We start from the raw sequence: 25951 nt of genomic DNA, 5'->3' as shown, positions 1-25951 counted from the left end.
AGACTAGGTGGGAATTGTTAAAATGACAACTACAGAGGGCGATACGCCTCAGATGACCGAAGAACATATTGAACGGCTTAAAGAAAATTTAGTTAAGGTCGAAGAACTGTCACGGCGTCTGGTGGAGGTCATGGCGGGAAAGAAACCCCATACCCCGGCGCTCGACGCTCCGAATCAAGAGCTTTTTGCAAAAGCGGCAACGGCCTATTGGGCCGACGCCTGGCAGAATCCTGCGAAGCTGATGGAGCAGCAAATTGAGTATTGGGGCAAGTCAGTGCTGAACTTCGCCGAGGTGCAAAAGGCGCTGACCAGCAAAGGTGATTCAGCAACCAGCACGCCGGTCAAAGACAAGCGGTTCTCGAATCCGCTATGGGAGACCAACCCCTATTTCCGCCTCATTCGCCAGCAATACCAAACCAATGCCGAAACACTTGCGCAAGCCGTCGCATCGGTTGAGGACCTGGATTCCAAAGACAGACAGCGGCTTCAGTATTTCTCGCAACAGATCATCGACATGATGGCCCCGACGAATTTTCTGGCCACTAACCCGGACGCGCTGGAAAAAGCGCTTGAAACCGAGGGGCAGTCGCTCATTCAGGGGCTTGAGAATCTGGTCTCCGACCTGGAAGCCAACAATGGCGAGCTGGTGGTGAAATTGGCCGATGACAGTGCCTTTGAGGTCGGCGGCAACATTGCAACCTCGCCGGGCGACGTGGTGTATCGCAACAAGATGATGGAGCTGATCCAGTATAAGCCCGCGACTGAAACAGTGCACGAAACACCTATTGTTCTGTTCCCGCCCTGGATCAACAAATTCTATATTCTCGATCTCAAAGCCCAGAACAGCATGATCAAGTGGATTACCGAACAGGGATATACCTTGTTCGTGGTCAGCTGGATCAACCCGGATGCCTCCTATGCAGATGTCGGCATGGAAGAGTATATTCAGGACGGGTTTTTGGCCGCGATCGACGAAGCCAAGAAGATCTGCAAGGTCAAACAAGTGAATGCAGTTGGCTATTGCATCGCGGGCACGACGCTGAACCTGACGCTTTCCCTGTTGAAGCAGCGGGGCGACAAGTCAGTGAAATCGGCGACGTTCTTCACGACCCTGACGGATTTCGGTGAGCAGGGTGAATTCACGCCGTTCCTGCAGAACCATTTCGTTGACGGAATCGAGGACCACGTGGCCAAGGAAGGTGTTCTAAACGCCTGGATTCTGGGACGCACCATGTCCTTCCTGCGCTCGCGTGATCTGGTTTATTCGCCCGCGATCCGCAATTACATGATGGGCGAGACACCGCCCGCGTTTGATCTTTTGTACTGGAACGGTGACGGCGCGAACCTGCCGGGCAAAATGGCGGTGCAATATCTGCGCGGTCTGTGTCAGGCCAACGATTTCGTCGGCGATGGATTTGAACTGATGGGCCACAAGCTGCATATCCGCGATGTGGATGTGCCCCTGATGGCGATCACCTGCGAGACCGACCACATCGCCACGTGGAAAGATTGCTATCGTGGTTTTCAGCAAGCAGGATCGCGGTCAAAGACTTTTGTGGTCTCGGAATCGGGTCACATTGCGGGAATCGTGAATCCGCCCAGCAAGAAGAAATACGGTCACTATACCAATCCGGATCTCAAGGCGGATGCCGATACCTGGCTGAAGGAAGCAGATTACCACGACGGGTCCTGGTGGCCGATGTGGGAGGCCTGGCTGAAAAAGCGGTCCGGCAAGCAAGTGCCTGCGCGCGATACAGGCGATTCGAACCATCCTTCGCTGGCCCCGGCGCCCGGGACCTATGTAAAGGTCAAGGCAACCGCCTGATTTCAAATTGAAACTAGAATTTTTCTGCATCGCAGCAAGAAAAAACTTGCAATGCTGCGATGCAGCAATCATATTGTCCTCAAGCTGATGAAAACCGGGGCGGGCCCGGTTCGGCAAAAGGATTAGGACAATGGCAAAGACTCAAGACTTTACCGCGACCCTGAAAGAAATGATGGGCGCATTCCCCGTTGACACCACCGCTCTGGAAGGTGCCTTCAAATCGACCGCGACCCTGAACGAAAAACTGTCGGGTGTTGCTCTGGACGCTGCTGAAAAGTCGGCTGAAATCTCGAACAAATGGACCAAAGACACTCTGGCCAAACTGAGCGAGATGTCGAAAGCCAAAGCAGAGCCTGCTGACTACGCAAAAGCCGCAACCGACTTCGCAAGCGCGTCGGCCGAAGTTGCTGCTGAAAACCTGGCCGCTTTCGCAGAAATCGCGAAAAAGGTTCAGACCGAAACTGTTGAGCTGCTGATGGCTGCCGGCAAAGAAGCTGCAGAAGATGCAACTGCCGTTGTCAAAAAAGCAACAAACGACGTTACCGCAGCTGCCAAGAAAGCCGCCGCTGCAAAGTAAGTAATGTCCGCGAGACGCACCTAATCCTCCCATATGGTGCAGATCGCTTGGGGCAGGTCGCTTGACCTGCCCTTTCTTTTTGTGCTGCAGTCGCATAACCTTCGCTGCAACGCATCATCCTTGGGGAGGGTAAACGGTGGCCGAACAAGAAAAACCGTTGCTGATAAAACGCTACGCCAGCCGACGGCTCTATAATACCGAGACCAGTGACTATGTGACGCTGGAAGACATCGCGGGTTTTATCCGCGACGGGCGCGAGGTGCAGATCATCGACCTCAAAACGGGTGACGACCTGACCCGCCAGTATCTGCTTCAAATCATCGCCGAACACGAAAGCCGGGGTGAAAACGTGCTGCCGGTCAACGTTTTAAACGATCTGGTGCGCAGTTACATGGTGCCCGGCGGGGGCATGATGCCACAATTCCTGCAAAGCTCGTTCGAGATGTTGCGCGAAAGCCAGTCCAAGATGATGGAGAACATGAGCGCCATGAACCCGATGACCAAGATGCCGGGGTTCGAAGCGATGCAGGCACAGCAGCAGGCATTTCTGAAGGCGATGACCGGTGGTCTGTCGGGCGGCTGGTCCGGACCGGACAGTGAAGAACAACCGGATGCCGAGCCCAAAGAAGATCTGGACGATATCAAGAAACAACTGGCCGAGTTGCAGCAAAAGCTGTCCAAGCTCAGCTGATCCGGGCCGGTGTGGCGGCTGGTTCTGTTTGGTGCGCTGCTCTCGGCTGATGCTGCGGCTGCGCAGGGCAAATTCTCAACTGTTTGGGAGCCGGTCTGCACGTTGGGCAGCGATGCCGCTGCCGGTTGTGCAGACATTCGGGCGCGCGAGATACTCGATGCGTCCACCGCGCCCTGGCAGGCCATCGGGCGGGTCAATTTCGCCAGCAGGTCACAGCGATCCCATTGCACAGGCGTTCTGATTTCCGAACGGCATGTGCTGACCGCGGCGCATTGTCTGTATAACGGTGCACGCAAACGGTGGATTCCGCCCTCCAGCATCCGCTTTGCCGCCGGGTATCAACGTGGAGAGGCCACGGCGGTTTCAGTGGTTCAGGCTTATCGGATGAACCCGGAGCAAGGGCAGGCGGGACAATTCGACAATCGCCCGGATCTGGATTGGGCTGTGCTGGAACTTTCTGAGCCTATCGGTCAGAAGGTCGGGTATTTCGCGCTTGGCGATGAAAGCGCTGGCGGGTTTGTGGCCGGTTATCCAGGTGTTCGTCGTCATGTTCTGAGCCGTACGCCAACCTGCAACGCCAGCCCGCTGCAAAGGGGGCTGATGCGCGCCATCTGTCCGGTCATGATGGGCGACTCCGGTGCGCCTCTGCTGGTCCAAACCGAAAACGGGCTTGCCGTCACCGGCATCCTGTCGCGCATTGCGCCAACCCCCGAGGGGATCGACGCGTTGTTTCTGTCTGTGGACCTGTTCGGCGTCGCGCGCCCCTAGGCGTTAGGTGCCATAGACTGGCATCGGACCTGCCACGTCACCGACCGAGGCCAGCAAGATATCCGCGATCACGTCCAGTTCGTCTTTCGTCAGACGCACTGGCAGGCGCACGTCGCAGGCTCGCATCAACATTTCGCGGGTTTGTGGCAGTTCAGCCTGTTCTGGCAGAAACTGCCAATTCCAGAACGCGCGGGCGTTGTCCTCGCTCAAGCCGAAAACCTGGACTTTCACACCGCGCGAATCTGATGCGGCCGCAAAGGCTTGGATATCGGCGTCATCCAGACCGACAAGATTGAATTGAATGGAATCCGGCGCGCGCCGCTCGGGCGTCAGCGGGGCGGGGACGTCGATGAAGGGCGAAGTATTCAACCGCGCTGCCACGTAATCGTGGTTGGTCAATCCGTCATGCACCCGCCGCGCCAGCTCGGGGATTTGTGGGCGGATCACCGCTGCGCTCAGGTTGCTCATGCGCAAATTATAAAGCGGCAGTTTGTTTTGCCAGCGGGCGAAGGCCAGTTCTAGCTCGGGCGAGTTGTCACCATGCGGGGGCTTGTGCTTTTTCCAGTTGTGCTCATACGCGCCAGACATGATCACTGCGCGCGCCACCAGATCAGCGTCGTCGGTGATCAGAATGCCGCCTTCGCCCGCGTTGATCATCTTGTAAGACTGGAACGAGAAACAGCCGATCTTACCGATGGTGCCGATATTTCGGCCATGCCACGTGGTGCCCAGCGAATGGGCGGCGTCCTCGATCACCGGGATGTCGCGTGCGTCACACAGCTCCATGATCGCGTCCATATCCGAGGTATGTCCGCGCATATGGCTGATAATGACCGCCTGCACGCCGTCCAACTTGGCGGCGAAGTCTTCCAGCTCGATGCGATAGTTCTGGCCGACCTCGCAAAGCACCGGAATGCAATCCGCATGAACGATCGACGATGGGACCGCAGCGAAGGTAAAGCCCGGTATCAGCACCCGTGCGTCGCGCGGCAGGTCCAGCGCCTTGAGCGACAGGAACAGTGCGGCAGAACAGGACGATACCGCCAGAGCATACTTGCTGCCCAGCAGCGCAGCGAATTCGGCCTCAAGCAAAGCGACCGGTGCATCCTGCGGCGCGGTATAGCGGAACAGATCGCCGGATTGCATCAGGGCGTCGATGGCGACTCGTGCTGCGGCGGGGATGGGTTCGGCGTCATGGACGTTGGGTACAAGCGTCATATTTGGATATCCCGAATTTTACCTTTGGGAAATATAAAGTCATAAATTCCTCACGCCAAGACCTGTTTCGTAGCATTGGCGAAATTTCACCAAACTGTCGTGATTTAAAGGGTCAGAGGCCCAGCCGGTCGCGCAGCGCGAACCATGTCATCGCCAACACCAGCAGGGGGCTGCGCAGGGCGGGCCCTCCGGGGAAGGGCAGTGCGGGCACGCGGGCCATGGTGTCAAAACCCTCGGCCTGGCCTTGAATTGCCAGCGCCATCAACTGTCCGGCGTGGGTTGCGGTGCCCACACCGTGGCCGGAATAGCCTGAGGCCGACAGGATGTTCGGGGCAATGCGCGTCAGATATGGCATCCGCCGCATCGTAATGGCCAGGGTGCCGCCCCAGGCATAATCGATCTTCACATCGCGCAGATGAGGGAAGATCTCGGCCATCGGCTTTCGAACCTTGGCGGCGATGTCGGCGGGGAAGCGATAGCCATAGCTTTCGCCGCCGCCAAACAGCAGGCGATTGTCGGCGCTGAGGCGAAAGTAATTCACCACGAATTTGGTATCGGCCACCGCCACGTCGCGCGTCAGAACGCGGGCGGAATCTGTGCCCAAAGGCTCGGTCGCGGCGATGAAATTGTTGATCGGCATGACCCGCGCCGCAACCTTGCTGTTCAGCCCGCCCAGATATCCGTTGCAGGCCAGAATGAGGTGATCAGCACTCACGTTGCCCTGCCCGGTGTGGACGATGGCGGGCGCGGAGTCCTCGACCCCCGTCACCTCGGTGCTTTCAAAGATGCGCACACCCGCTTTGGCCGCCGCTTGCGCCAGGCCCAAAGCGTAGTTCAGCGGATGCAGATGCGCCGCGCCTTTGTCCAGATACCCTCCGCGATAGGCAGGCGAGGGGCAGAGCGCATGGCCCGCGCCTTCGTCCAGAATCTCCATCTGATCATAGCCATATCGGTTGGAGAGATGCGCCGCGTGGTCGTGAAGCTCTTGCTGTTCACTTCTACTTAGCCCAAGAACGGCGACGCCGGGTTTCAGATCACAATCGATCTTGTGTTTGGAAATCAGCGATTTCACCAGAGCCTTGGCGTCCTCGGCCAAATCCCACAGCTTGGCGGCGTCATCATCCCCGACCAGCCGTTCGAGGTCTTCCTGATTCATCCGCTGCGCGCTGCCCAACTGGCCGCCGTTGCGGCCTGATGCGCCAAAGCCTACGCGATGCGCCTCGAGCAGAACCACATCGAACCCGGCCTCGGCCAGATGTAAGGCGGCAGACAGGCCCGTGTATCCGCCGCCGACCACACAAACGTCAGCCTTGACGTCCCCAGTAAGCGCGGGGAAGCGATCAATGGTGTTGGCCGTCGCGGCATACCAGCTGGCCGGAAATTCGGCCTTGCGGTCATTGGCATAGAGCAGGTTCATCGCTTGGCTCAGACGTTCATCAGCAGATGTTCACGCTCCCACGGAGAGATGACCTGCAGGAATTCCTCATACTCTGCTCGTTTCACGATGCCATAGACGCGAGCGAATTCGGGACCGAGCACCTCGTGCAGCGCAGTGGCCTCGTCGAACAGATCCAGCGCGTTGCCCATGACCTGCGGAATATCGCCATCGCCCTCATAAGCGTCGCCGTAAAACTGACGGCGCGGGCGTTCCTGTTGGGTCAGGCCCAGATAGCCGCAGGCCAGCGACAGCGCGATACCCAGATAGGGGTTGCAGTCCATGCCTGCGATACGGTTTTCCACCCGGCGCGCCTCGGGGCCGGACAGGGGGACGCGGATACCGGTGGTGCGATTGTCGCGCGCCCATTCCAGATTGATCGGCGCGGCGTGATCCTTCACATAACGCCGGTAGGAATTCACATAGGGCGCCATCACCGCCAAACCGGCAGGCAGATGGTTCTGCAGCCCGGCGATGAAGTTGTAAAACGCGTCCGTTTCACCCCCTTGCGGGCCGGAAAAGATATTCTGGCCGGTCTCGATATCGATAATCGAGTGGTGGATGTGCATGGCCGAGCCTGGCTCATCCTCGATCGGTTTGGCCATAAAGGTGGCGAAACAGTTGTGACGCAAGGCGGCCTCGCGGATCAGGCGTTTGAAATAGAACACCTCATCTGCCAGCTTCACGGGATTGCCGTGGCGCAGGTTGATCTCCAGCTGGCCCGCGCCGCCTTCCTGCGTGATGCCGTCGATCTCGAACCCCTGATGTTCGGCGAAATCATAGATGTCGTCGATCACCGGCCCGAACTCATCCACGGCGGTCATCGAATAGGCCTGCCGTGCCGCCGCCGGACGGCCCGAGCGGCCCATCATCGGCTTGATCTCTTGCGCCGGGTCGACATTGGGGGCGACCAGAAAGAACTCCATCTCGGGGGCAACAACCGGTTTCCAGCCCTTGTCGTGATAAAGCTGCACAACGCGTTTCAGCACATTGCGCGGGCTGAACGGGATCGGTTTGTCGTCGCGGTCATAGGCATCGTGGATCACCTGCAGCGTCCAGTCGCCGGTCCACGGGGCGGCGGATGCCGTCGTGAAATCGGGCTTGAGGATCATGTCGCGTTCGATGAACCCGTCTTCACCCGCTGCCTCGCCCCAATCTCCGGTGATGGTCTGGTAGAAGATGCTGTCGGGCAGGTGGAAATAGGTCTGTTTGGCGAATTTCGATGCAGGCACCGCCTTGCCGCGGGCAATGCCGGGAAGGTCCGAGATGATGCATTCGACCTCATCCAGTCGCTGGCCGTCGATATAGGTTCGTGCCGCCTGCGGCAGCTCATCTTTCCAATCGGCCATCAGGCCCTCGCTTTCTTCAGAAAATCCGCCATGTAGCGCCCGATTTTGCCGTTGTCGTCAGCAGCGTCGCTCCGGCTGGCGGCGGCCTGCATCAGGGCGTCGGGCACAACACCCTTGCCGCGCGTCTGCATCAGGCCGTGAATAAAGCCATTGCCGTATTCCGGATGCGCCTGCACGGTCCAGATCGAGTCGCCATAGCTAACCATGGCGTTCTGGCAAAAGTCGTTGCTGCCGGTCACGGTCGCGCCCTCAGGAAGCGCGACGACCTGATCCTGATGCCACGCGTTCAGCGTGACCGTCTGGCGCCCAAACGCGTAATCGGTGCGCCCGACGGCCCAGCCGCCTTTGAATTTTTCCACCTTGCCGCCAAGGGCCTGCGCGATGATCTGATGGCCAAAGCACACCCCGATCAGCGGGTTTCCCGTGTCGCGGATATCGCGGATCAACTGTTCGAGCTTGGGAATCCAGGCATGTTCTTCGTAAGCGCCATGGCGCGATCCGGTAATAACCCAGCCATCGGCCTGATGTGCGTCGTCAGGGAATTGGTCGTCAACGACGTTGAAGGTTTGAAACTCAAAACCATTTCCGTCCAACAGGGTGCGAAACATGCCATCATACGTACCGAATTGGTCACGCAATTCATCAGGCGGATGGCCGGTTACGAGGATGCCGATTTTCATAGGTCACCAAATTTGATCAAATTTATTCTAACCAACCACATGTAGGCGGGCAAGAGGATCATACGGCCTCGAGAGTGCTGAGCCAGTGTTCTTCAGATGGGCGTTCAGCAAAGCCAGCAATTTCCTGCCGCTTGGTCATGGCAAGATTGCGGATCAGGTCTGTGGAAAAGATGCGGGCAACCAATGGGTCGGTCTCGAACGCGGCCACAGCCGAAGACCAGTCGGGGGCCAGGTGCGGAAGGTCCGGGATTTCGTAGGCGTTGCCGGTGATCGGGGCAGACGGCTGCATCTCATCCTCGATCCCGATCAATGCGGCCCCCAGAACCGATGTCAACATGAGGTAAGGGTTGATGTCGCCCCCGGCAACACGATGTTCAATCCGCCGTGCAGCGGGGGCACCGCCTGGAATGCGGATGGCAGATGTGCGGTTATCATAGGCCCAGCTTGCACCGGTCGGCGCATGTGCGCCGGGGATCAGCCGCGTGTATGAATTGCCATGAGGCGCGAAGATCAGCGTGCAGCCCGGCATCGCGGCCAGACACCCAGCCACCGCCGATCGCAGCAGATGCGTCCCCTCGGACTCACCATTGTCGAATACGTTTTGACCGCTTGCATCAAGGACTGAGAAATGCACGTGTAACCCGTTGCCAGCATCTTGGGGATAGGGCTTGGCCATAAAGGTGGCCGTGAATCCGTGTTTGCGCGCAATGCCACGCACCAAGCTTTTGAAAAGCCACGTGTCATCGGCGCAACGCAGCGCGTCCTGATGGTTCAGATTGATCTCGAACTGACCGATCCCACTTTCCGAGATCGCAGTTTGGGCAGGGATGTCCATCGCGGCGCAGCCGTCGTAAAGATCGGTGAAGAAGGCGTCGAACGCATCCATTTCCGCCATCGAAAGCACCGCCTCGTCACTCAGCCTGCGGCCGGTGATCGGGTTCAGCGGGGGCTGCGGCTGCGCGCCGGACGCGTCGAGCAGGGTGAACTCCAGCTCGGTCGCTGCAATCACCTGCCAGCCACGTTCGGCATACCGGTCCAGGACCGCCGACAAGGCGTGGCGCGGGTCGCCTGCAAAGGGCGTTCCTTCATCGTCATACAGACACATCGGGACCAACGCGGTCGGAGTATCCAGCCAAGGCATCGGAACCGCGCCCCGCTCGGTCGGGCGCAGAACTCCGTCGGCGTCCCCGCTGTCAAAGACCAGTGGGCTGCCCTCGATGTCGGCCCCCCACAGGTCCACATTAAGCGCCGAAAACGGCATCCGTACCGCGCCTTTGTCCAGCTTGTCAGCGTAGGACGGCGGCACGCGTTTACCGCGCATCTGACCGTTCAGATCGCAGGCGGCGACGCGGAAGGTGTGCAGGGCGCTCAGGTCCATTTCAGGCTCCGTTGGTCATGTTGCTGCAGGTTTAAAGGAGGCTTTGTGCCTTGTCACCAAATTTGATCAAATTCGGCAAGTTTGCGACAGGTGATTGTGCCCACCCGGTTCGCGTCTATATTCCTTCCATGTTCATCTTCCTGACCATAGTTCTGATACTCGCAGGCAGTTTGGCCTATTTTTTCTGGTCGAAAAAGCAGGCCCGGGCGGCGCTGCTTGCGACCCCGCTAAGCGCCCACCAGCGGGTGGTGATTGACAGACAGGTGCCCATTATCCGGCGTCTGCCGACAGGGCTGCGTGCGCATCTGGATGGCAAGGTGAACCTGTTTCTGGATCAGGTGAGTTTCTACGGCTGCGACGGTCTGGAAGTGACCGAGGAGATGGAGCTTTCGATTGCGGCACAGGCCTGCCTGCTGGTGATCAACAGCGACATTTGGTACGACAACTTGACGACGATCCTGATCTATCCCAACGCATTCAAGTCTAAGCAACAGCGGCATTCGGGTTATGTCGTTACCGAGAAAGAGATCGTGCGAACCGGTGAAAGCTGGGATCGTGGGCCGGTCATCCTGTCATGGGCGCACAGCCAGCAGGGCGCATTGGATGATCGCGACGGGCAGAACGTGGTGCTGCATGAGTTCGCTCATCAGATCGACGACCTGTCGGGTGGCACCAACGGCGTACCGATCCTGAGCGAAGGGCAGAGCTTTGCCGAGTGGGAGAAGGTGTTTCTGACCGCTTACGACGCCCATGTCAGCGCCGTTGAAAACGGACGACCCACTGTCATTGATCCTTATGGTGCAACGGGGCATGAAGAGTTTTTTGCCGTCTCGGTCGAGGTGTTTTTCGAGCGTCCGAGGGCGTTGAAGCAGGACGTGCCGGAGGTCTATGAGCAGCTCTCAAAGCTGTTCCGCCTGAATCCGGTCGCGTGGGCTTAGAGCAGCTTTGCTTTCACTTTGAATCAAGAGACGCTGCTTCTCCGTTCGGTCGAACGTGCTTTTCGATGCTATTGTCCCTGTTAAAAATCAAATTGCCTTAGCGCGCCACGTTCAAACGAAATTTTATCCTGGCCTTCCGTTCGGCTGGCAAGTGGCGGTTCAGGCGTTTGTTGACCATGCCGAAGCCCCATACAATCACCAGCGTCAGAAGGATGAAATAGAAGGCCAGAATCGGGTATGGGACGAAGGGGTTAAACGTCTTGTCCGCAAAGTAGCTAGCGTAATACAGCGCATCGCCGCGTTGTTGCCAGGCCGGGAAGGCCGAGAAGAAGACCAGCGTGGTGGACTGGAATACAAAGATCGCCTCGTTCGTATAGGCGGGCCATGCCAGCCGCAGCATGGTGGGCCAGATGATCCGCCGAAAGCGCGCCCAACCGGACATGCCATAAGCGTCCGCAGCCTCGATATCGCCTTTGGGGATGGACCGGAGCGCGCCATAGAAAATCTCACCCGAATAGGCCGAGGTGTTCAGGAACAGAACAATCAGCGCCCCCAACCAGGCCGAGGTGAAGGCGTCGAACATCGGATAAGGCTTTTTCAGCGACAGGAAGAAGAAATAGGCAAAGAAGAACTGGATAAACAGCGGCGAGCCTCGGAACAGAAAAATGAACCACTCAGCCGGTTTGCGCAGCCATTTGTTCGGTGATGCCTTCCCGACCGCCAGCGCGGTGGCCAGAAAAAAACCGGTGACCATCGCCATGATGCCGAAATAGATATTCCAGATCATGCCCGAGCCGATCAGCGTGAAATGCTCGCACAGGGTGAAGTCGGTCTTGGGCAGCAGGCGTTCGCCATAACCCAAGGAGCGCAGGCCGTAATCCTGAATGGTCTGGAGGCAGCTCATGCGGTGGTCTCCTTGCGCAAAAGCTCTCCGCCGGATGTGGCCTGACCGTGGGACAGGCGGCGCATCAGCTTCTCAAGCCCAAGCTCCGAGACGCGGGTCATGCCGAGGTAGAAGATCAGCAGCGCCAGGAAATACCACATGCGCCAGTCGCCATGCGGATAAGATGTAAAGCGCGAGGTTTTGGTGCCCCCCAGTTCGCGCGCCCAATAGACGATATCTTCGATCCCCAACAGGAACAGCAGGGGCGTGGCCTTGATCAGGACCATCCACAGGTTGGAAAGGCCGGGCAGAGCGTAAACCCACATCTGCGGCACGAGGATGCGCCAGAAGGTCTGGCGGCGGGTCATGCCATACGCTTCGGCCGTCTCAAGCTGGGCGTGGGGCACGGCGCGCATACCGCCGAACAGGACGTTGGCAGCAAAAGCGCCGAACACGATGGAAAAGGTGATGACCGCAAGGAAGAAGCCGTAGGTTTCATGCACCCATTCGGGGGCGGTGCCGAGCGGCAGCTTGGCGGCCTGACAGACGATGAAATCGTTGCCCTGCCGGATCGGGTCGGTCCAGTCCGGGCACAGGACCTTGTGGCGCAGCCATTCGAACCCCTGATCCAGCGCGATGACGAAGAACAGGAAGAACGCGATGTCGGGCACGCCGCGTACGATGGCGATATACCCTTTTCCCAACCAACTGAGCGGCGGAAAATGCGACCGCGCGGCCATGGCCCCGGCAAAGCCGAAGCCAAGCGCCACGGGGGCGGTGACGGCCAGCAGGGCCAGCACCTTGAGGAATGAGGCGTAAAACGACCAGTGGACGCCGTTGGTCAGATAGCACGATAACCAGCGGAACGTGCCCAGCGTGTCAGGATCAGCGCAGTACGAGAACATCAGGCGTCTTTCGAGCGTCCGGCGCGTTGCCGCGCCGGACCGTTGGATATGGGGCTTAGTTGGTTACAACCGTGCCGTCAGCATTATAGGTCGAGATACCTTCGCCGAACCATTTGACCAGCATCTCGTTCAGGGTGCCATCCGCTTTCATCGAGCCAATGGCCGCGTCGAATTTGCCGCGCAGTTCCGCGTCGCTTTCACGCACGCCGATGCCGATGCCACCACCCAGCGGAACCAGCTCGCCGACAAAGACCAGCTCGCCATTCGATTCTTCGACAATCGGGACCAGGAAGTCATAGTCGGCCAGAACCGCATCCGCCTCGCCGTTGCGCACGGCGGCGATGGTTTCTTCGGGGCTGGCGAATTCGACCAGGGTTGCCCCGGTTTCAGCCACGTATCCGGCCTGAATCGTGGCGGTCTGCGCGGCGACGATGCCACCGGCGACGTCAGTGCCTTCGGCGGCGGCAACATAGGCCGAGGCGGTCGGCGGATAGTAGTTCTGCGTGAAGTCGATGACCTCATCGCGTTCGTCGGTGATCGACATGCCCGCGATGATGGTGTCGTAGTTCCCCGAGACCAGGTTCGGAATGATCGAATCCCAGTCGTTCTTGACCCACTCGCACTCAAGCCCGGCGCGCTTGCACAGCTCATCGCCCACTTCGCGCTCGAAGCCATCGATCTCGCCGGCGTCGTTGATGAAGTTATACGGAGGGTAGGCACCTTCGGTCCCCATGCGAACGGTGTCGGCCATAGCGATACCGGCGGTCAGGGCCAGTGCTGCAGTGGTCAGAATCAGGTTTTTCATTTTTGCTCCCCTTATTGGTTCTGTCCGTTGATTATGCCGCCTGAGTGGCGGAGAGAAATCCCTGAAGCCGCTTGGATTCAGGGGTGGTGAAGATGTCTTCGGGCGTGCCCTCTTCTTCGATCAGGCCTTGATGCAGGAACACGACATGGCTGGAGATATCCGCCGCCATTTTCATGTCATGGGTCACGATGATCATGGTGCGGCCTTCGGCGGCCAGATCCTTGATCACCCGGATCACTTCCTGTTCCAGTTCTGGATCGAGCGCCGAGGTGGGTTCGTCAAACAACAGCGCCTCAGGCTCCATGCACAGCCCGCGCGCGATTGCGGCGCGTTGTTGCTGGCCACCCGACAACTGTGCCGGATAGACGTCGCATTTGTCTCCGATGCCGACCTTGTCCAGGTATTTGCGCGCGCTTTCTTCGACCTCAGCCCGGTCGCGGCCCAGCACGGTCACGGGGGCTTCCATCACGTTTTGCAGGATGGTCATATGAGCCCACAAGTTAAACTGCTGGAACACCATCGACAGGTTGGTGCGGATGCGCAGCACCTGCTTGGGATCGGCGGGGCGGCGGCTGTGTTGGCTGCCGCTCCAGCGCACAGGCTCACCCTTGAAAACGATCTCGCCCTGTTGGCTGTCTTCCAGAAGATTGCAGCATCTCAACAGCGTGGATTTACCGGAACCTGACGACCCGATCAGGGAAACAACGTCACCTCGATGGGCCGTGATATCCACACCTTTCAGAACTTCGAGCTGCCCAAAGCTTTTGTGGAGGTTTCTGATCTCGATGACGGGTGCGGTATCTGTCACGGGCGGTCCAGGAGTGGTTGGTGTTGATGCGGTACTAGGGCTGAAAAATCGCATCAATGCAATGCGCAAATGACAAGTTCAGGACCGGAAATCATCAATTTGACCAGACGACCTGATCAAAACCGTCAGTTTGCCGCCCGGATTGTCTGCGGCGCAGGCGGGTTGGGAATCTTCAGGTATTCATATTCCGGGACATGGATCACCCCGCGCAGATGCAGAGCCTGACGATCCGTAGCATCAAGATCGGTCACCGCAAGGGCCAGAGCATTCAAAACCCGGACCGGGCTGTTGTCCATTGCTGTGATGTAAGGCAGCGCCGGTGTGGGATCGGTTCTGTCAACGATGCGCAAAGACTGGCCCAGATTGGTCGTGTCCTGCAGCAAAAGCCAGGTGAGCGCATCCAGCGATGCATAGTCCGCCAACCCCTCACAAACAGCCTGCGCCGATGCAGCATGTGAGCCTGTTTTCAGCAGCTTGATCGGTTGCAGGGAACGCGCTGCAAGATGAGTGATGGCCGCGGCCCAGCCGGACTGAGACAAGGCTTCGTTATAGGCGAATGTGCCCCTGCACAGATCGGTTAGATCGCGATCGTCCTGTTTGCGGGCTACAAAAACCGAGCGGTAGTGACCCGGTGGACAACCGGGCAGGTCATAGTCTGGGGTGGCGACCAGCCGGACTTTGCCATGCAGCCGTGTACGGTAAGGCATCCCGCAGGTCTGGGCCAGAACAAGGGCCGGATCCTGCCAGATATCCCAGACGTCGCGGTTGCGGGTCAGAGTCGGGGGGCCGAAACCCAGATGGCCCCGAATCAAGGTCCAGAACCGATCATTGACCGGTTGCAGCGCGGGCATGTCATACATGCCCAACATCGCAGTCACGATCTGGCGGCCTTTTGACGGGCTCGTGCTGAATCGACATCGCTGACGCCCAACAGGCTGACCACCAGCCGCAGCAGAGAATCCTCTTCGCCGGTGCGTTGCCCGTCGGCCAGCGCAACCGACCACATGGCCTGCACCACTGCGAGGCGGTCATCATAAGCGACGGCCTCCTTGATGGCGCGGGTAAAGCGCACGGTGTCGGGGGCCTCGGCCTCAAGGTCTTCGGCGCGGGCGCGCAGTGCGGCGGCTTCGAACGGTGACAAGCCGTAGCGCTGAGCGGAAATCCGGTCGATTCGGGTCATTTCACTGTCGGCATAGTCATTATCGGACCGGGCAATACGCACCAACAAGGCTGTCAGGGCCAGGCGGGCATCGTTTTCGGCAAGCGGATCGGGCTGCGGCTTTGTCAGCCGGGACAGGAAATCACTGAACATGAACACAGATATAGTCGGGGCTTAGTTGGCTTCCAAGTTGCTTTGCACCCGTTCGCGCGCAGCTTTGCTGTCGTTGAAGCTCAACCCCATCGCGGCGCGGGCTTCTTCGACGATCTTTATTTCGCCTTCGTCCGAGTTGCCGTCGGCCAGAACCACCTCCCAAAGGGCGTCCAGCGCGGCCAGGCGTTCCTGCAGATCGGTGGTCTCGCGGATCAGCTTGCCGAACGTGTCGGTCTCGGGGGCGGCGGCATGCAGTTTCTCGCAAGTGGCGCGGACCTTGGCGGCCTCGATGGCGTTATGCTGATAAAGGCGGGCAAGGATACGGTCGATCAGACTGATTTCTTCCAGCTTATAATCGCGATCCGCCTGTGCCACGCGCACCATCAGCGCCCCCAGCGCAAGTTCTGCATCCGGGTCGGGCAGCTTGTCATGCTGTGGCGGGCGCAGAGCCTGAAAGAACTTTTTCAACATGTGGTCAGAATATTCCGTATTTTGCGGCGCGCCAAGCGCGGCTAACCGTCATAGCCTTGAATGATCACAAGATCGCCGGTCGAAACGGGATCACGCAGGGCTTTTGCCGCCTGATATCCCTCGCTTTCATAACAGGCCAGCGCCTGTTCGTAACTTGGGAATTCGATCACGACAGTACGGGCGCGGGCCTGACCTTCGACCTCGGCCCGCTCGCCGCCGCGCACAAGGAAGGTCCCGCCATATTCGGCAAAGGGGGCAGCATTGGCGGCGATGTAGGTCTTGTAGGTCTCAATGTCGTCCACATCGACATGGGCGACCCAATATCCTTTGGCCATGAGGCATCCTTCCAGCGTTCACAAAACGCAAGGTGCGGAGGAATGTCTCAGAATGCAATCCCCTAAAAGTGGATCAGGCCCCGCTTTGCAGCGCCTCGCGGGCCTTGTCCTGTAGCCAGGCGAGCATTTGCCTGTAAGGAACCGGGCCATAGCTGATCCGCGCGACGCCCAGCCCGGCCAGCGTGGCCGTATCGGGGGTGCCGGGCAGGGCGATGATGTTGACCGGCAGGCTGGTCGCGTCGCAGAGGCGTTTGATCATCGTCTCATCTTTCAGGCCCGGCGCGAAGAAACCACTGGCTCCGGCGTCGGCATAGGCCTGCGCGCGGGCCATGGCGTCGTCCAGCATCGCCTCGTCATGTGTGTCGGGATGGGCCTTGAGGAAGATGTCGGTGCGGGCATTGATGAAGGCTGGTACACCCGCGACATTGCAGCCTTCACGCAGGGCGGCGACGCGGGCGGCCTGGGTTTCGATGTCATAAAGCTCTTTGGTTCCAACGATCTGGTCTTCGAAGTTGAAGCCGATCACCCCGGTTTCCAGCGCGCGCTGCACGTTGGTCGCGATATCGACCGGAGATTCAGCGTAACCACCTTCGAAATCCAGCGTCACCGGCAGGTCGACCGCCTCGACGATCCGGCGGGCATTGTCCAACGCAGCATCCATTGGCACGTTTTGGCCGTCGGTGAAGCCCTGCGCCATGGCAACCGGGGCGCTGCCGGTGGCAATCGCCTTTGCCCCTGCATCACGCACCGCACCGGCGCTGCCGGCGTCCCAGATGTTATACAGAACGACCGGATCGCCTTTCTTGTGAAGGGCGGCAAAGGTCTCTGCCTGCGTGATTTGGTTCGTCATGGCCGGTCTCCTGTCAGTTGTTACTGACAGTTAACCGTGTCCGGGGCCGCCGCGTACAGTTTTTTTCGCAGCAGCCCTCAATTTGCGATGACTTAAACCAGTCGCGAGGTCTCTTTCGCGGCGCGCACGAATTCGCGGAACAGTGGGTGCGGTTCAAAGGGTTTGGATTTCAGTTCCGGGTGGTACTGAACACCGATAAACCACGGGTGGTCGGACCATTCGACGATCTCAGGCAGGCGACCATCGGGCGACATGCCCGAGAAGTTCAGACCAGCCTTTTCCAGCTTGTCGCGGTATTTGATATCGACCTCGTACCGGTGACGGTGGCGTTCCTCGATCGCGGTGCCGCCATAGACCTCGGCCACTTTCGAGCCATCGGCCAGAACCGCATCATAAGCGCCCAGACGCATGGTTCCGCCCTTGTCGTCACCGACCTTGCGTTCAACCTTGTGGTTGCCCTGCACCCATTCCTTGAGGTGGTAAACCACCGGTTCAAAACGCTTTTTCCCGGCTTCGTGGTCGAATTCTTCCGAACCCGCCTCGGTGATGCCAGCCGCATTCCGGGCTGCTTCGATCACCGCCATCTGCATTCCAAGGCAGATGCCCAGATAGGGCACTTTATGCTCGCGCGCATATTGGGCGGCCTTGATCTTGCCCTCTGTCCCGCGCTCGCCGAACCCGCCGGGGACGAGGATCGCGTGGAACCCTTCCAGATAGGGGGCGGCGTCTTCGGTATCGAACACCTCGGCGTCCACCCATTCGATCTTGACGCGGACGCGGTTGGCCATGCCGCCATGGGTCAGGGCCTCGGCAATCGACTTATACGCGTCTTCCAGTTGGGTGTATTTGCCAACAATGGCCACCTTGACCTCGCCTTCGGCATTGTGGATGCGGTCGCTGACGTCTTCCCATTTTGCCAGGTCGGGTTTCGGTGCCGGACTGATCTGGAACGCGTCCAGTACCGCCTGATCCAGACCTTCGCGGTGATAGGCCAGTGGGGCGTCGTAGATGGTGGAAAGATCCTGCGCCGCGATCACGCTGTCGGGCCGGACGTTGCAGAACAGGGCCAGCTTTTCACGCTCTTTCTTGGGAATCGGCCCTTCGGACCGGCAGACCAGAATGTCGGGGGCCAGACCGATGGAGCGCAACTCCTTGACTGAGTGCTGGGTCGGCTTGGTTTTCAACTCTCCGCTCGCCTTGATATAGGGCAGCAGCGTCAGGTGCATGAACATGCACTGACCGCGCGGTTTGTCCTGGCTGAACTGACGGATCGCTTCAAAGAAGGGCAGGCCCTCGATGTCCCCGACGGTGCCGCCGATTTCGCAGAGCATGAAATCGACCTCATCCTCGCCAATGGCGATGAAATCCTTGATCTCGTTGGTGACGTGGGGGATCACCTGAATGGTCTTGCCGAGGTAATCGCCGCGCCGTTCTTTCTCCAGCACATTGGAATAAATCCGCCCGGAGCTGACCGAGTCGGTCTTGCGGGCAGCGACGCCAGTGAAGCGCTCATAGTGACCAAGATCCAGATCGGTTTCGGCGCCATCATCTGTGACGAAAACCTCGCCATGTTCAAACGGCGACATGGTGCCGGGGTCGACGTTCAGGTAAGGGTCCAGCTTGCGCAGCCGCACCGAGTATCCACGGGCCTGCAACAGCGCGCCCAAAGCCGCCGAAGCCAGTCCTTTGCCCAAGGATGAGACCACACCACCGGTGATGAAAATAAATCGCGCCATGTTTTTCGGCTGCTCCCGTGAGACGTCAAAATCAGCTGCCCGGCGGCTCGAAAAAACCGCTGCACCACGGGACTTCACTTATAAAGGATTCGCGCCCAAAGCGCAAGAGAACCGCAAGATGCTGTTGCAGTTCTCTTTTGGGTTTCTAAGTGTAGTGGCTTAGTCGGCTTGCGGGATCAGCGGCGCGTTGTCGCCCTGCGCTGGCGGAAGCAAGTCATCCGCGGACGGAACCGCGGGTGCGCTTTCCTCGGTCGATGCCGGGGCGGGAACGCCCAGACGGTCGATAACCGAACTGCCCGAAGATTTCTGCGCCGCCAAAATGGTCAGCGTGATCGAGGTGACGATAAAGCACGCAGCCAGGATCCATGTGACCTTGCCCAATGCGGTTGCTGCTGCGCGCCCGGTCATGGCACCGCCACCGCCACCGCCCATGCCAAGACCGCCACCTTCGGACCGCTGCATCAGAACGACGGCGATCAGGCCCAGAGCCAGAAGAAGATGGATGATGAGAACGACGTTTTCCATGGGTGTCCCGTACAGCGTGGCGTGTATCGCGTGGTACTTATGCAAGTTTGGTTCCGGGGGCAAGGGACGAGTTGGCATCACTGTTGGTGATGTTGCACATCACGTTAAGGGGACTGGACAGAGCGGTGATCCGTGTCGCAGGCTGTGGCTTATGCCACATGACGATCACGACCACCCGCACGCCCTGTTGCCGCCCGAACCCGCGCTTCGTGTCAAAGCGCTCGAGACGATTCTGACCCGCAAGGGGCTGATCGATCCGGCGGCGCTGGATGAGATCATCGACACTTATCAGAACAAGATCGGCCCTCAGAACGGCGCGCGCGTTGTTGCCAAGGCGTGGAGCGATCCTGCGTTCAAGGCTGCTCTGCTAGAGGACGCGACGCCGCTTGTTGCCGATCTGGGTTATTTCGGGCGTCAGGGCGAGCATATTATGGTGGTCGAGAACACGCCCGAACAGCACAATATGGTGGTTTGCACCTTGTGCAGTTGTTACCCATGGCCGCTGCTTGGTATTCCTCCGGGTTGGTACAAGTCCGATGCCTACCGCGCTCGTGTGGTTCGCGAGCCGCGGAAGGTGCTGGCCGAGTTTGGCGTGACGCTGCCGGAAGAGACTTCGGTTCGGGTCTGGGATTCGACTGCCGAGATGCGCTACCTCGTTCTTCCGATGCGTCCTGAAGGCACCGAGGGGCTGGGCGAAGATGAACTGGCCGCGCTGGTCAGCCGCGACAGCATGATCGGCACCGGTCTGGCCAAGGTGCCCTCATGACCCGGGTTCACGATATGGGCGGACGGTTTGGCGATGCTCCGATCAACCCCGAAGCCGAAGATGCCCCGATCTTTGCGGAAGACTGGCACGCACGGGCGCTGGCGGTGACGCTGGCCTCGGGCTTTTTGGGGCAATGGAACATCGACGCCTCGCGCCATGCGCGCGAATGCTTGTCGCCAAAGGACTACGCCCGGTTTTCCTACTACGAGAAATGGATGGCCGGGTTGGCGGACCTGCTGGTGCAGCAGGGTGTACTGACGCTGGATGACCTTCGTGGAGAAACCGCGGATGCAGATCACCCGTTGGCCTCGCGCAAGCTCCGGGCCGAGAACGTGGCGACCGCGCTGGCCAAAGGCGGCCCGGCCGATCGCCCGTCGAATGTCGCGGTGCAGTTTGAGGCCGGGCAAACCGTTCGCACCGTGCGCCCCACCGCGAACCGGCTGGTCGAGGGCGGCCATACCCGCCTGCCGATCTATGCCGCCGGCGCAACGGGCCGCATCCTGCGACTGCACGGCACCCATGTGCTGCCCGATTCCAACGCGCACGGGCTGGGCGAAGCGCCCGAGCCGCTTTACGCGGTGGTATTCCCCGCGTCCGAGCTTTGGGCCGATCCGGAACACCCCCGCGATGAGGTCGTGCTGGACCTGTGGCAATCCTATCTGGAACCGGCATGAGCGAGTGTATCACCCATTCCGCGCCCGAGCCGGTCTTTGCTGAACCCTGGCACGCGCAGGTCTTTGCCGTCACCGTGGCGCTGAACGAAGCGGGCCGTCTTGACTGGCCCGAATGGGCCGCGCGTTTTTCGCAGACGCTGAAACGCAATGGGTTGAACAAAGAGCTGGATGGCGGTGACGACTACTTTCACGCTTGGCTTGAAACGCTCGAGTCGCTTCTGACCGAGCAGGGCGATGCTGCCCCTGACGACATCGCGGCCCTGCGCAATGCTTGGGAAGAGGCGTATCTGACCACGCCCCACGGCAAACCCGTGCGCTTGTCGGAAAGTTAGAGGGGGCTCTGCCCCCGCCGCCCTTTGGGCGACTCCCCCGGAGTATTTGAAAAAAGGTGAAGCAGGGGATCCGATCTTCATCTGGCTATAAATATCCCCGCCGGAGGCACCGCGCGGCACGCGCGGTTCTGATCTGCGGCGAATTATCGGTTTCCCTGCCGTCTGAGCCTCGCTATACGAGCCGGGTTTGAACACTCAGCGTAAAAGGACCGGATATGGCCAACGTGGTTGTTGTCGGCGCCCAATGGGGTGACGAAGGAAAAGGCAAGATCGTGGACTGGCTCAGCGAACGGGCGGACGTCATCGCGCGTTTCCAGGGCGGGCATAATGCCGGGCATACGCTGGTGATCGATGGCGAAGTTTACAAGCTGCACGCGTTGCCCTCGGGTGTGGTGCGCGGTGGCAAGCTGAGTGTGATCGGCAATGGTGTCGTGCTGGACCCGTGGCATTTGATCAAGGAGATCGGGACGATCCGGGCGCAAGGTGTGGATATCACCCCCGCGACGCTGATGATTGCCGAGAATACACCGTTGATTCTGCCGTTCCACGGTGAGTTGGACCGGGCGCGCGAGAGCCAGAATTCGGTGGCCAAGATCGGCACCACAGGCCGTGGGATCGGGCCGTGTTATGAGGACAAGGTGGGGCGTCGGGTGATCCGCGTGGCTGATCTGGCGGATGACGCGACGCTGGCGTTGCGGGTGGATCGGGCTTTGGTCCATCACAACGCATTGCGCAACGGGCTGGGGCTGGAGCCGATTGACCGGGATGGATTGATCGCGCAGCTGAAAGAAATCGCGCCTGAAATTCTACCGTTTGCGGCACCTGTGTGGAAGGTGCTGAACGAAAAGCGCAAGGCGGGTAAGCGTATTTTGTTTGAGGGCGCGCAGGGCGCGTTGCTGGATATTGATTTCGGGACCTATCCGTTTGTGACCTCTTCCAATGTCATCGCAGGGCAGGCCTCGACTGGTGTGGGGATCGGGCCGGGTTCCATTGATTTCGTACTCGGCATCGTCAAGGCCTATACCACCCGTGTGGGTGAGGGTCCGTTTCCGACCGAGCTGGATGACGCAGATGGCCAGCGTCTGGGTGAGCGCGGGCACGAGTTTGGCACCACCACCGGACGGAAACGCCGGTGCGGCTGGTTCGACGCCTGTCTGGTGCGCCAGACCTGCGCAACCAGCGGTGTGAACGGCATTTCGCTGACCAAGCTGGATGTGCTAGACGGGTTCGAGACGCTGAAGATTTGCGTCGGCTATGAGCTGGGCGGCAGCCGCCTGGATTATCTGCCGACCGCCGCCGACCAGCAGGCGCGCTGTACGCCGATCTATGAAGAGATGCCGGGGTGGAGTGAATCTACCGAGGGCGCGCGCAGCTGGGCCGATCTGCCCGCCAATGCGATCAAATATGTGCGCCGGGTAGAGGAGCTGATCGAATGCCCCGTCGCGCTGTTGTCCACCAGCCCGGAGCGGGAGGATACCATTCTGGTCACTGACCCGTTCGCAGACTGATGGCTGGGGAAGATAAACCGGGCCTCAGCTACAAGGCGCGGCGACGCTGGTCGCTGGTGCTGCTTCTGGTGGGCCTGCCGGTTTACATTGTTGCGGTTGTGACCGTGGTGAACTGGCTGGATCGACCACCGATCTGGCTGGAACTTCTGGTTTATGTGGCACTGGGTATTCTCTGGGCCTTGCCGTTCAAGTTTGTGTTTCGTGGGGTTGGAAAGGAAGATCCAGGCCAGGATCAGGACTGAGTTTGGCGAGGGCGCTGGGGCGTGTTTTGGAGAAGGGTGCGGATCATCCTCGGTGCCAACCGGTTTGAGCTGCTCATGAGACACAAAGCTCTGGCAGTGACTGGCCTTGTTGGTCGCGCACAAGCAGGTCAATGACTTGGCGCGTTTGATCTGATCTTAACGCACCCAAACCTCGCAGCGGTGTTGAATCTCTAGTCAGACCAGCTGAATACGGCACGAGCGAATGCGTGATATTCTCCGGTAATCTCTTGCGCCACGGTGAACGGCGTGGGCCAGGACGGGGTGAATTTTGCCGCCACCTCACCAGTCATCATGTCCAGGTTGGCGCTGTGTTTGGTGGCCAGATGGCGCATTCGTTGATTGGTTGCCAGACAAAGCATGTGAACTTCGCGAATACCCCGGTTGCGGGCTCCGGCAATGATGCGTGACAGCAGTGCATCACCGATGCCACGGTTCTGCCAGGGGGCTTCGACGGTGAAGGCGGCCTCGGCAATGCGGGGATGGTTGTCGCCAAGTGACCGCAGCTCGGCCATGCCGCGCAGACAGGCATCCGGGAAAGCACCGTAAATCAACGACGCATCGTCGAGCAGGGTCGAGACATAGTGTTTCAGATACTCTGCCGGGACATCTGTCCCAAATCTGGATCGCAATGTCTCGGGTTCGAGATTCTGAAAATGTGTTGCAACAAGGGATTTGTCGAACACACGCAGTCTCCGAATCGCAAGGTCATTCATAACGGCTACCTCAGATCAAAATCGGGGGGCTTTACCATCAGGCCGATGCATTTGGTCTGTGCGGTAATTCTAGCGCAATTCTGCGGTGCGGCATAAACGACGTGACGTCAGTGGCGGCACCAAGTGTATTTCCTGCCTTGCCTTGCTCATTTGAGCGGCAAAGAAAGGGCCGGAGTCACCTCCGGCCCTGTCAATTTTCGAGGGGGGTGTTGTGCGCTTGGGCGCTAACCCGCAGCGCGTTTGTCGTTGGGGCGAAAGCCGATATCCGTCGATGCAGCGAACCGACCGCCGCCGGCCTTTTCGATCTTGCCGTCACGAAGCAACTGACCGAAAGACCGCAGGCTTTCCTCGCGATTGAACTCATCCTGCTTCAAAGACCGGACCTTATTCATCAATTGCGGGCGCGAAAACTGCTCCTGTCCTTCGATGAAAGACAAATACGCAGCAGCGGCTTCCAGCAGGTCCGGAAGGGATTGCGCACCTTGTTCCTTGGCAAAATGGGCAAACCCGCCTTCGTCGTCGGCCATGTCTTCTTCGGCTTGCTTGACACGGCGCGGCATCACCGGGGCGGTATCGTTGGTTTCAGGATCGATGCGCTGTTCCGCCACAAGTTTCAACGGGGCCGTGATCGCGGATTGCGGGCGATCACTGGTCACGTGCACCTCGGGGCGGCGGGGGCTGACCACCGATTCAAGATCGCCACGATATTGATGATCTGCGGGCTGCTCGGGCTTGCCCGCACTGTCCGCGCGCTCTGCTTGAGTGGCGGCGACTGCGGCACGCAGATGCGAATAGGTTTTCAGCTGATCCGCAGTGTCCGGGTCTTCCATACGCGCCCCGGCCGTATCCATCAGGCGCGAAATATCCTGATCTTCGGCGGCAGGCTCTTCGGTGGAGTCCTGAGTTTCGTCTGAATCGCGTGCGGTCAATTCCGCTTCGACCAGCGCGATCTCGTCGAGCAGCAAGGCTTCGTCTTCAACACTCAGGACGTTGCGCGCGAATTTCGGCGCGTCCGCATCGTCATCCTGCGCATCAGACATATCCGTCTCGTCCGCGTCCAGGATGTTCTGGATTTCATCCAGATCGATATCGGCATCCGGTTGGTCATCGACCTCCGAGAACAGCACGTCATTGGTTGAAACATCCAATTCTGCGTCCATTTCCGGTGCACTGTCGGAGTCGTCATCTTGCACAGTAGCGCTCAGAACAAGCGGCGGCAGGGCCTCATCAAGGTCTTGCACCTCGGCAGGTTCGTCCTCGGTTGCCTGTTCATCGACGGTAAACTCAAGAGCTTCCGGCATGTCATCGACATCAAACGGCGGCTCGCTCAAAGGTTCCGGTTCGGAGATGTCCTGTGCTTCGGCAAACGGTTCCGCCTCGACCACCGGGCTGGGGTCAACCGGGGTTTCGACGTCCGTCAGCGGCGCAGAGTCTGCCACAGGTTGCGGTTCGACGAATGTTTCTTGAGACGGTGTCCCCTCAACCTCGGTCTGCGGCGCCGGCGCTGGCTGGTCCTGCAGGTCAGCGGGGCTGAGCGCACCGGCCTCAAAGGCGGCGGAAATCGCATCGACCTTGGGCTTGGCCGTCGCAAGAAAACCGTTTTCTTCGTCTTCTTCGTCTGCCAGACGGGCCGGGGCCTCGTCATTATGAGAGACGACGGCGCGAATGCGCTGCAGTTTTGCGGCTATGCTGTCGTCGGTTGGCTGTGGCGCTGCCGAGGGGGCAGCAGCGCCGAGGTTGGGTGTTTCAATGGGCATGTCCGGCACCTCGGGTTGCACGGACGCAGGTTGCACCGCTTGCGGCTGCATCGCCGCAACAGGGGTCGCGGCCACGGCGGGGGTCTCTTCCGTGGCACGCAGCAACAGTCCGCTATCGTTCTGGCTGGCCTCGACCTTGCGTGCGATATCACGCTGGGCGATGCGGGTCAGCATTTCGGCGTCCGGCTGTGGAGGCTCGGACCCGAAATAACGGTCATCTGCGGCGAGATCGCGAAAGTACTCGGCAATAGCCTTCATCGTTTCAAATGAATCGTCGAAGCCTTCCAATGTGCAGGAAAAGGTCCCGTATGAAACGGTTAATACTTTGTTGTTCTGTACCATCAGACGCACGTCCTTTACAAACTACCAGGTCGTGTTGCCGGGGCTGGACCACGGCATGCGACTCGTAACTGTTGCTATGAGTCTATCATTTTGTGGTCTGAATATGT

The 25951-nt window shown here is 59.4% G+C and carries 28 protein-coding genes; 10 read left to right on the top strand and 18 right to left on the bottom strand.

Going from position 1 to position 25951, the window contains the following annotated elements; translation table 11 throughout:
* The first annotated feature begins 22 nt into the window (after window positions 1–22).
* From ACR0K4_RS06585 to ACR0K4_RS06570, 4 genes are all read left to right on the top strand, one after another.
* Entirely contained in the window at window positions 23–1825 is a 1803-nt protein-coding gene (locus tag ACR0K4_RS06585) for a PHA/PHB synthase family protein (RefSeq protein ID WP_480853316.1), read from the top strand.
* A 130-nt stretch (window positions 1826–1955) separates the two neighbouring features.
* Window positions 1956–2402: a phasin family protein gene (locus ACR0K4_RS06580; protein ID WP_480516048.1), complete on the top strand. Its 447-nt coding sequence runs from the start codon at window positions 1956–1958 to the stop codon at window positions 2400–2402.
* 136 nt (window positions 2403–2538) lie between these two features.
* Window positions 2539–3093, top strand: a complete 555-nt coding sequence (gene phaR, locus ACR0K4_RS06575) for a polyhydroxyalkanoate synthesis repressor PhaR (protein ID WP_480516049.1) — start codon at window positions 2539–2541, stop codon at window positions 3091–3093.
* A gap of 9 nt (window positions 3094–3102) precedes the next feature.
* Complete coding sequence (locus ACR0K4_RS06570; RefSeq protein WP_480853314.1) at window positions 3103–3861, top strand: trypsin-like serine peptidase; 759 nt, start codon at window positions 3103–3105, stop codon at window positions 3859–3861.
* A 3-nt stretch (window positions 3862–3864) separates the two neighbouring features.
* On the opposite strand, the gene ACR0K4_RS06565 is transcribed toward ACR0K4_RS06570, so the two are convergent.
* From ACR0K4_RS06565 to ACR0K4_RS06545, 5 genes are all read right to left on the bottom strand, one after another.
* Entirely contained in the window at window positions 3865–5079 is a 1215-nt protein-coding gene (locus ACR0K4_RS06565) for a DegT/DnrJ/EryC1/StrS family aminotransferase (RefSeq protein ID WP_480853313.1), read from the bottom strand.
* 112 nt (window positions 5080–5191) lie between these two features.
* Complete coding sequence (locus ACR0K4_RS06560; RefSeq protein ID WP_480853312.1) at window positions 5192–6496, bottom strand: NAD(P)/FAD-dependent oxidoreductase; 1305 nt, start codon at window positions 6494–6496, stop codon at window positions 5192–5194.
* 8 nt (window positions 6497–6504) lie between these two features.
* Window positions 6505–7863 (bottom strand): glutamine synthetase family protein, encoded by a 1359-nt coding sequence (locus ACR0K4_RS06555; RefSeq protein WP_480853310.1) that lies wholly within the window; start codon window positions 7861–7863, stop codon window positions 6505–6507.
* Window positions 7863–8543: a type 1 glutamine amidotransferase gene (locus ACR0K4_RS06550; protein WP_480853309.1), complete on the bottom strand. Its 681-nt coding sequence runs from the start codon at window positions 8541–8543 to the stop codon at window positions 7863–7865. The genes ACR0K4_RS06555 and ACR0K4_RS06550 overlap by 1 nt, the downstream gene beginning before the upstream one ends.
* A gap of 58 nt (window positions 8544–8601) precedes the next feature.
* Complete coding sequence (locus ACR0K4_RS06545; protein WP_480516055.1) at window positions 8602–9921, bottom strand: glutamine synthetase family protein; 1320 nt, start codon at window positions 9919–9921, stop codon at window positions 8602–8604.
* 50 nt (window positions 9922–9971) lie between these two features.
* Between ACR0K4_RS06545 and ACR0K4_RS06540 the strand changes: the two genes are divergently transcribed.
* Window positions 9972–10859: a M90 family metallopeptidase gene (locus tag ACR0K4_RS06540; protein WP_480853308.1), complete on the top strand. Its 888-nt coding sequence runs from the start codon at window positions 9972–9974 to the stop codon at window positions 10857–10859.
* A 97-nt stretch (window positions 10860–10956) separates the two neighbouring features.
* On the opposite strand, the gene ACR0K4_RS06535 is transcribed toward ACR0K4_RS06540, so the two are convergent.
* The 11 genes from ACR0K4_RS06535 to secG all read right to left on the bottom strand — a co-directional run bounded on the left by ACR0K4_RS06535 (window position 10957) and on the right by secG (window position 19489).
* On the bottom strand, window positions 10957–11763 hold the full coding sequence (locus ACR0K4_RS06535) for an ABC transporter permease (protein ID WP_480516057.1): 807 nt from the start codon (window positions 11761–11763) through the stop codon (window positions 10957–10959).
* On the bottom strand, window positions 11760–12647 hold the full coding sequence (locus ACR0K4_RS06530; protein WP_480853307.1) for an ABC transporter permease: 888 nt from the start codon (window positions 12645–12647) through the stop codon (window positions 11760–11762). Before ACR0K4_RS06530 ends, ACR0K4_RS06535 begins: the two co-directional genes overlap by 4 nt.
* A 55-nt stretch (window positions 12648–12702) precedes the next feature.
* A complete protein-coding gene (locus ACR0K4_RS06525; protein WP_480516059.1) occupies window positions 12703–13452 on the bottom strand; it encodes a transporter substrate-binding domain-containing protein in 750 nt (249 codons plus the stop codon).
* A 31-nt stretch (window positions 13453–13483) separates the two neighbouring features.
* Window positions 13484–14260, bottom strand: coding sequence for an ABC transporter ATP-binding protein (locus ACR0K4_RS06520; RefSeq protein ID WP_480853306.1), 777 nt, complete (start codon window positions 14258–14260; stop codon window positions 13484–13486).
* Window positions 14261–14385: 125 nt separating this feature from the next.
* Window positions 14386–15129 carry a phosphate/phosphite/phosphonate ABC transporter substrate-binding protein gene (locus ACR0K4_RS06515; RefSeq protein ID WP_480853404.1) on the bottom strand — a complete coding sequence of 248 codons (744 nt, stop codon included), beginning with the start codon at window positions 15127–15129 and terminating at the stop codon, window positions 14386–14388.
* A gap of 5 nt (window positions 15130–15134) precedes the next feature.
* On the bottom strand, window positions 15135–15572 hold the full coding sequence (locus tag ACR0K4_RS06510; RefSeq protein ID WP_480853304.1) for a tellurite resistance TerB family protein: 438 nt from the start codon (window positions 15570–15572) through the stop codon (window positions 15135–15137).
* Window positions 15573–15593: 21 nt separating this feature from the next.
* The gene (locus ACR0K4_RS06505; RefSeq protein ID WP_480853303.1) at window positions 15594–16043 is read right to left on the bottom strand and encodes a tellurite resistance TerB family protein; all 450 of its coding nucleotides are present in this window, start codon (window positions 16041–16043) and stop codon (window positions 15594–15596) included.
* A gap of 41 nt (window positions 16044–16084) precedes the next feature.
* The gene (locus tag ACR0K4_RS06500) at window positions 16085–16378 is read right to left on the bottom strand and encodes a DUF1330 domain-containing protein (RefSeq protein ID WP_480516063.1); all 294 of its coding nucleotides are present in this window, start codon (window positions 16376–16378) and stop codon (window positions 16085–16087) included.
* 73 nt (window positions 16379–16451) lie between these two features.
* A complete protein-coding gene (locus ACR0K4_RS06495; RefSeq protein WP_480853302.1) occupies window positions 16452–17228 on the bottom strand; it encodes an isocitrate lyase/PEP mutase family protein in 777 nt (258 codons plus the stop codon).
* Between the two features lie 92 nt (window positions 17229–17320).
* Window positions 17321–18964 (bottom strand): CTP synthase, encoded by a 1644-nt coding sequence (locus ACR0K4_RS06490; RefSeq protein ID WP_480853301.1) that lies wholly within the window; start codon window positions 18962–18964, stop codon window positions 17321–17323.
* A gap of 159 nt (window positions 18965–19123) precedes the next feature.
* A complete protein-coding gene (gene secG / locus ACR0K4_RS06485; protein WP_480516066.1) occupies window positions 19124–19489 on the bottom strand; it encodes a preprotein translocase subunit SecG in 366 nt (121 codons plus the stop codon).
* 151 nt (window positions 19490–19640) lie between these two features.
* Between secG and nthA the strand changes: the two genes are divergently transcribed.
* The 5 genes from nthA to ACR0K4_RS06460 all read left to right on the top strand — a co-directional run bounded on the left by nthA (window position 19641) and on the right by ACR0K4_RS06460 (window position 23011).
* Window positions 19641–20255 carry a nitrile hydratase subunit alpha gene (nthA, locus tag ACR0K4_RS06480; RefSeq protein WP_480853300.1) on the top strand — a complete coding sequence of 205 codons (615 nt, stop codon included), beginning with the start codon at window positions 19641–19643 and terminating at the stop codon, window positions 20253–20255.
* Window positions 20252–20929: a nitrile hydratase subunit beta gene (gene nthB, locus ACR0K4_RS06475; RefSeq protein ID WP_480853299.1), complete on the top strand. Its 678-nt coding sequence runs from the start codon at window positions 20252–20254 to the stop codon at window positions 20927–20929. The genes nthA and nthB overlap by 4 nt, the downstream gene beginning before the upstream one ends.
* A complete protein-coding gene (locus ACR0K4_RS06470; RefSeq protein WP_480853298.1) occupies window positions 20926–21261 on the top strand; it encodes a nitrile hydratase accessory protein in 336 nt (111 codons plus the stop codon). The genes nthB and ACR0K4_RS06470 overlap by 4 nt, the downstream gene beginning before the upstream one ends.
* A 215-nt stretch (window positions 21262–21476) precedes the next feature.
* Complete coding sequence (locus ACR0K4_RS06465) at window positions 21477–22769, top strand: adenylosuccinate synthase (protein ID WP_480853297.1); 1293 nt, start codon at window positions 21477–21479, stop codon at window positions 22767–22769.
* Entirely contained in the window at window positions 22769–23011 is a 243-nt protein-coding gene (locus ACR0K4_RS06460; RefSeq protein ID WP_480853296.1) for a DUF2842 domain-containing protein, read from the top strand. Before ACR0K4_RS06465 ends, ACR0K4_RS06460 begins: the two co-directional genes overlap by 1 nt.
* Before the next feature lie 191 nt (window positions 23012–23202).
* On the opposite strand, the gene ACR0K4_RS06455 is transcribed toward ACR0K4_RS06460, so the two are convergent.
* The gene (locus ACR0K4_RS06455; protein WP_480853295.1) at window positions 23203–23745 is read right to left on the bottom strand and encodes a GNAT family N-acetyltransferase; all 543 of its coding nucleotides are present in this window, start codon (window positions 23743–23745) and stop codon (window positions 23203–23205) included.
* A 224-nt stretch (window positions 23746–23969) separates the two neighbouring features.
* Window positions 23970–25844, bottom strand: coding sequence for a hypothetical protein (locus ACR0K4_RS06450; protein ID WP_480853294.1), 1875 nt, complete (start codon window positions 25842–25844; stop codon window positions 23970–23972).
* Window positions 25845–25951: the final 107 nt, after the last annotated feature.

It is taken from the genome of Ruegeria sp. K11, from assembly GCF_056531905.1.
This window is presented reverse-complemented; position numbering and strand designations above follow the sequence as displayed.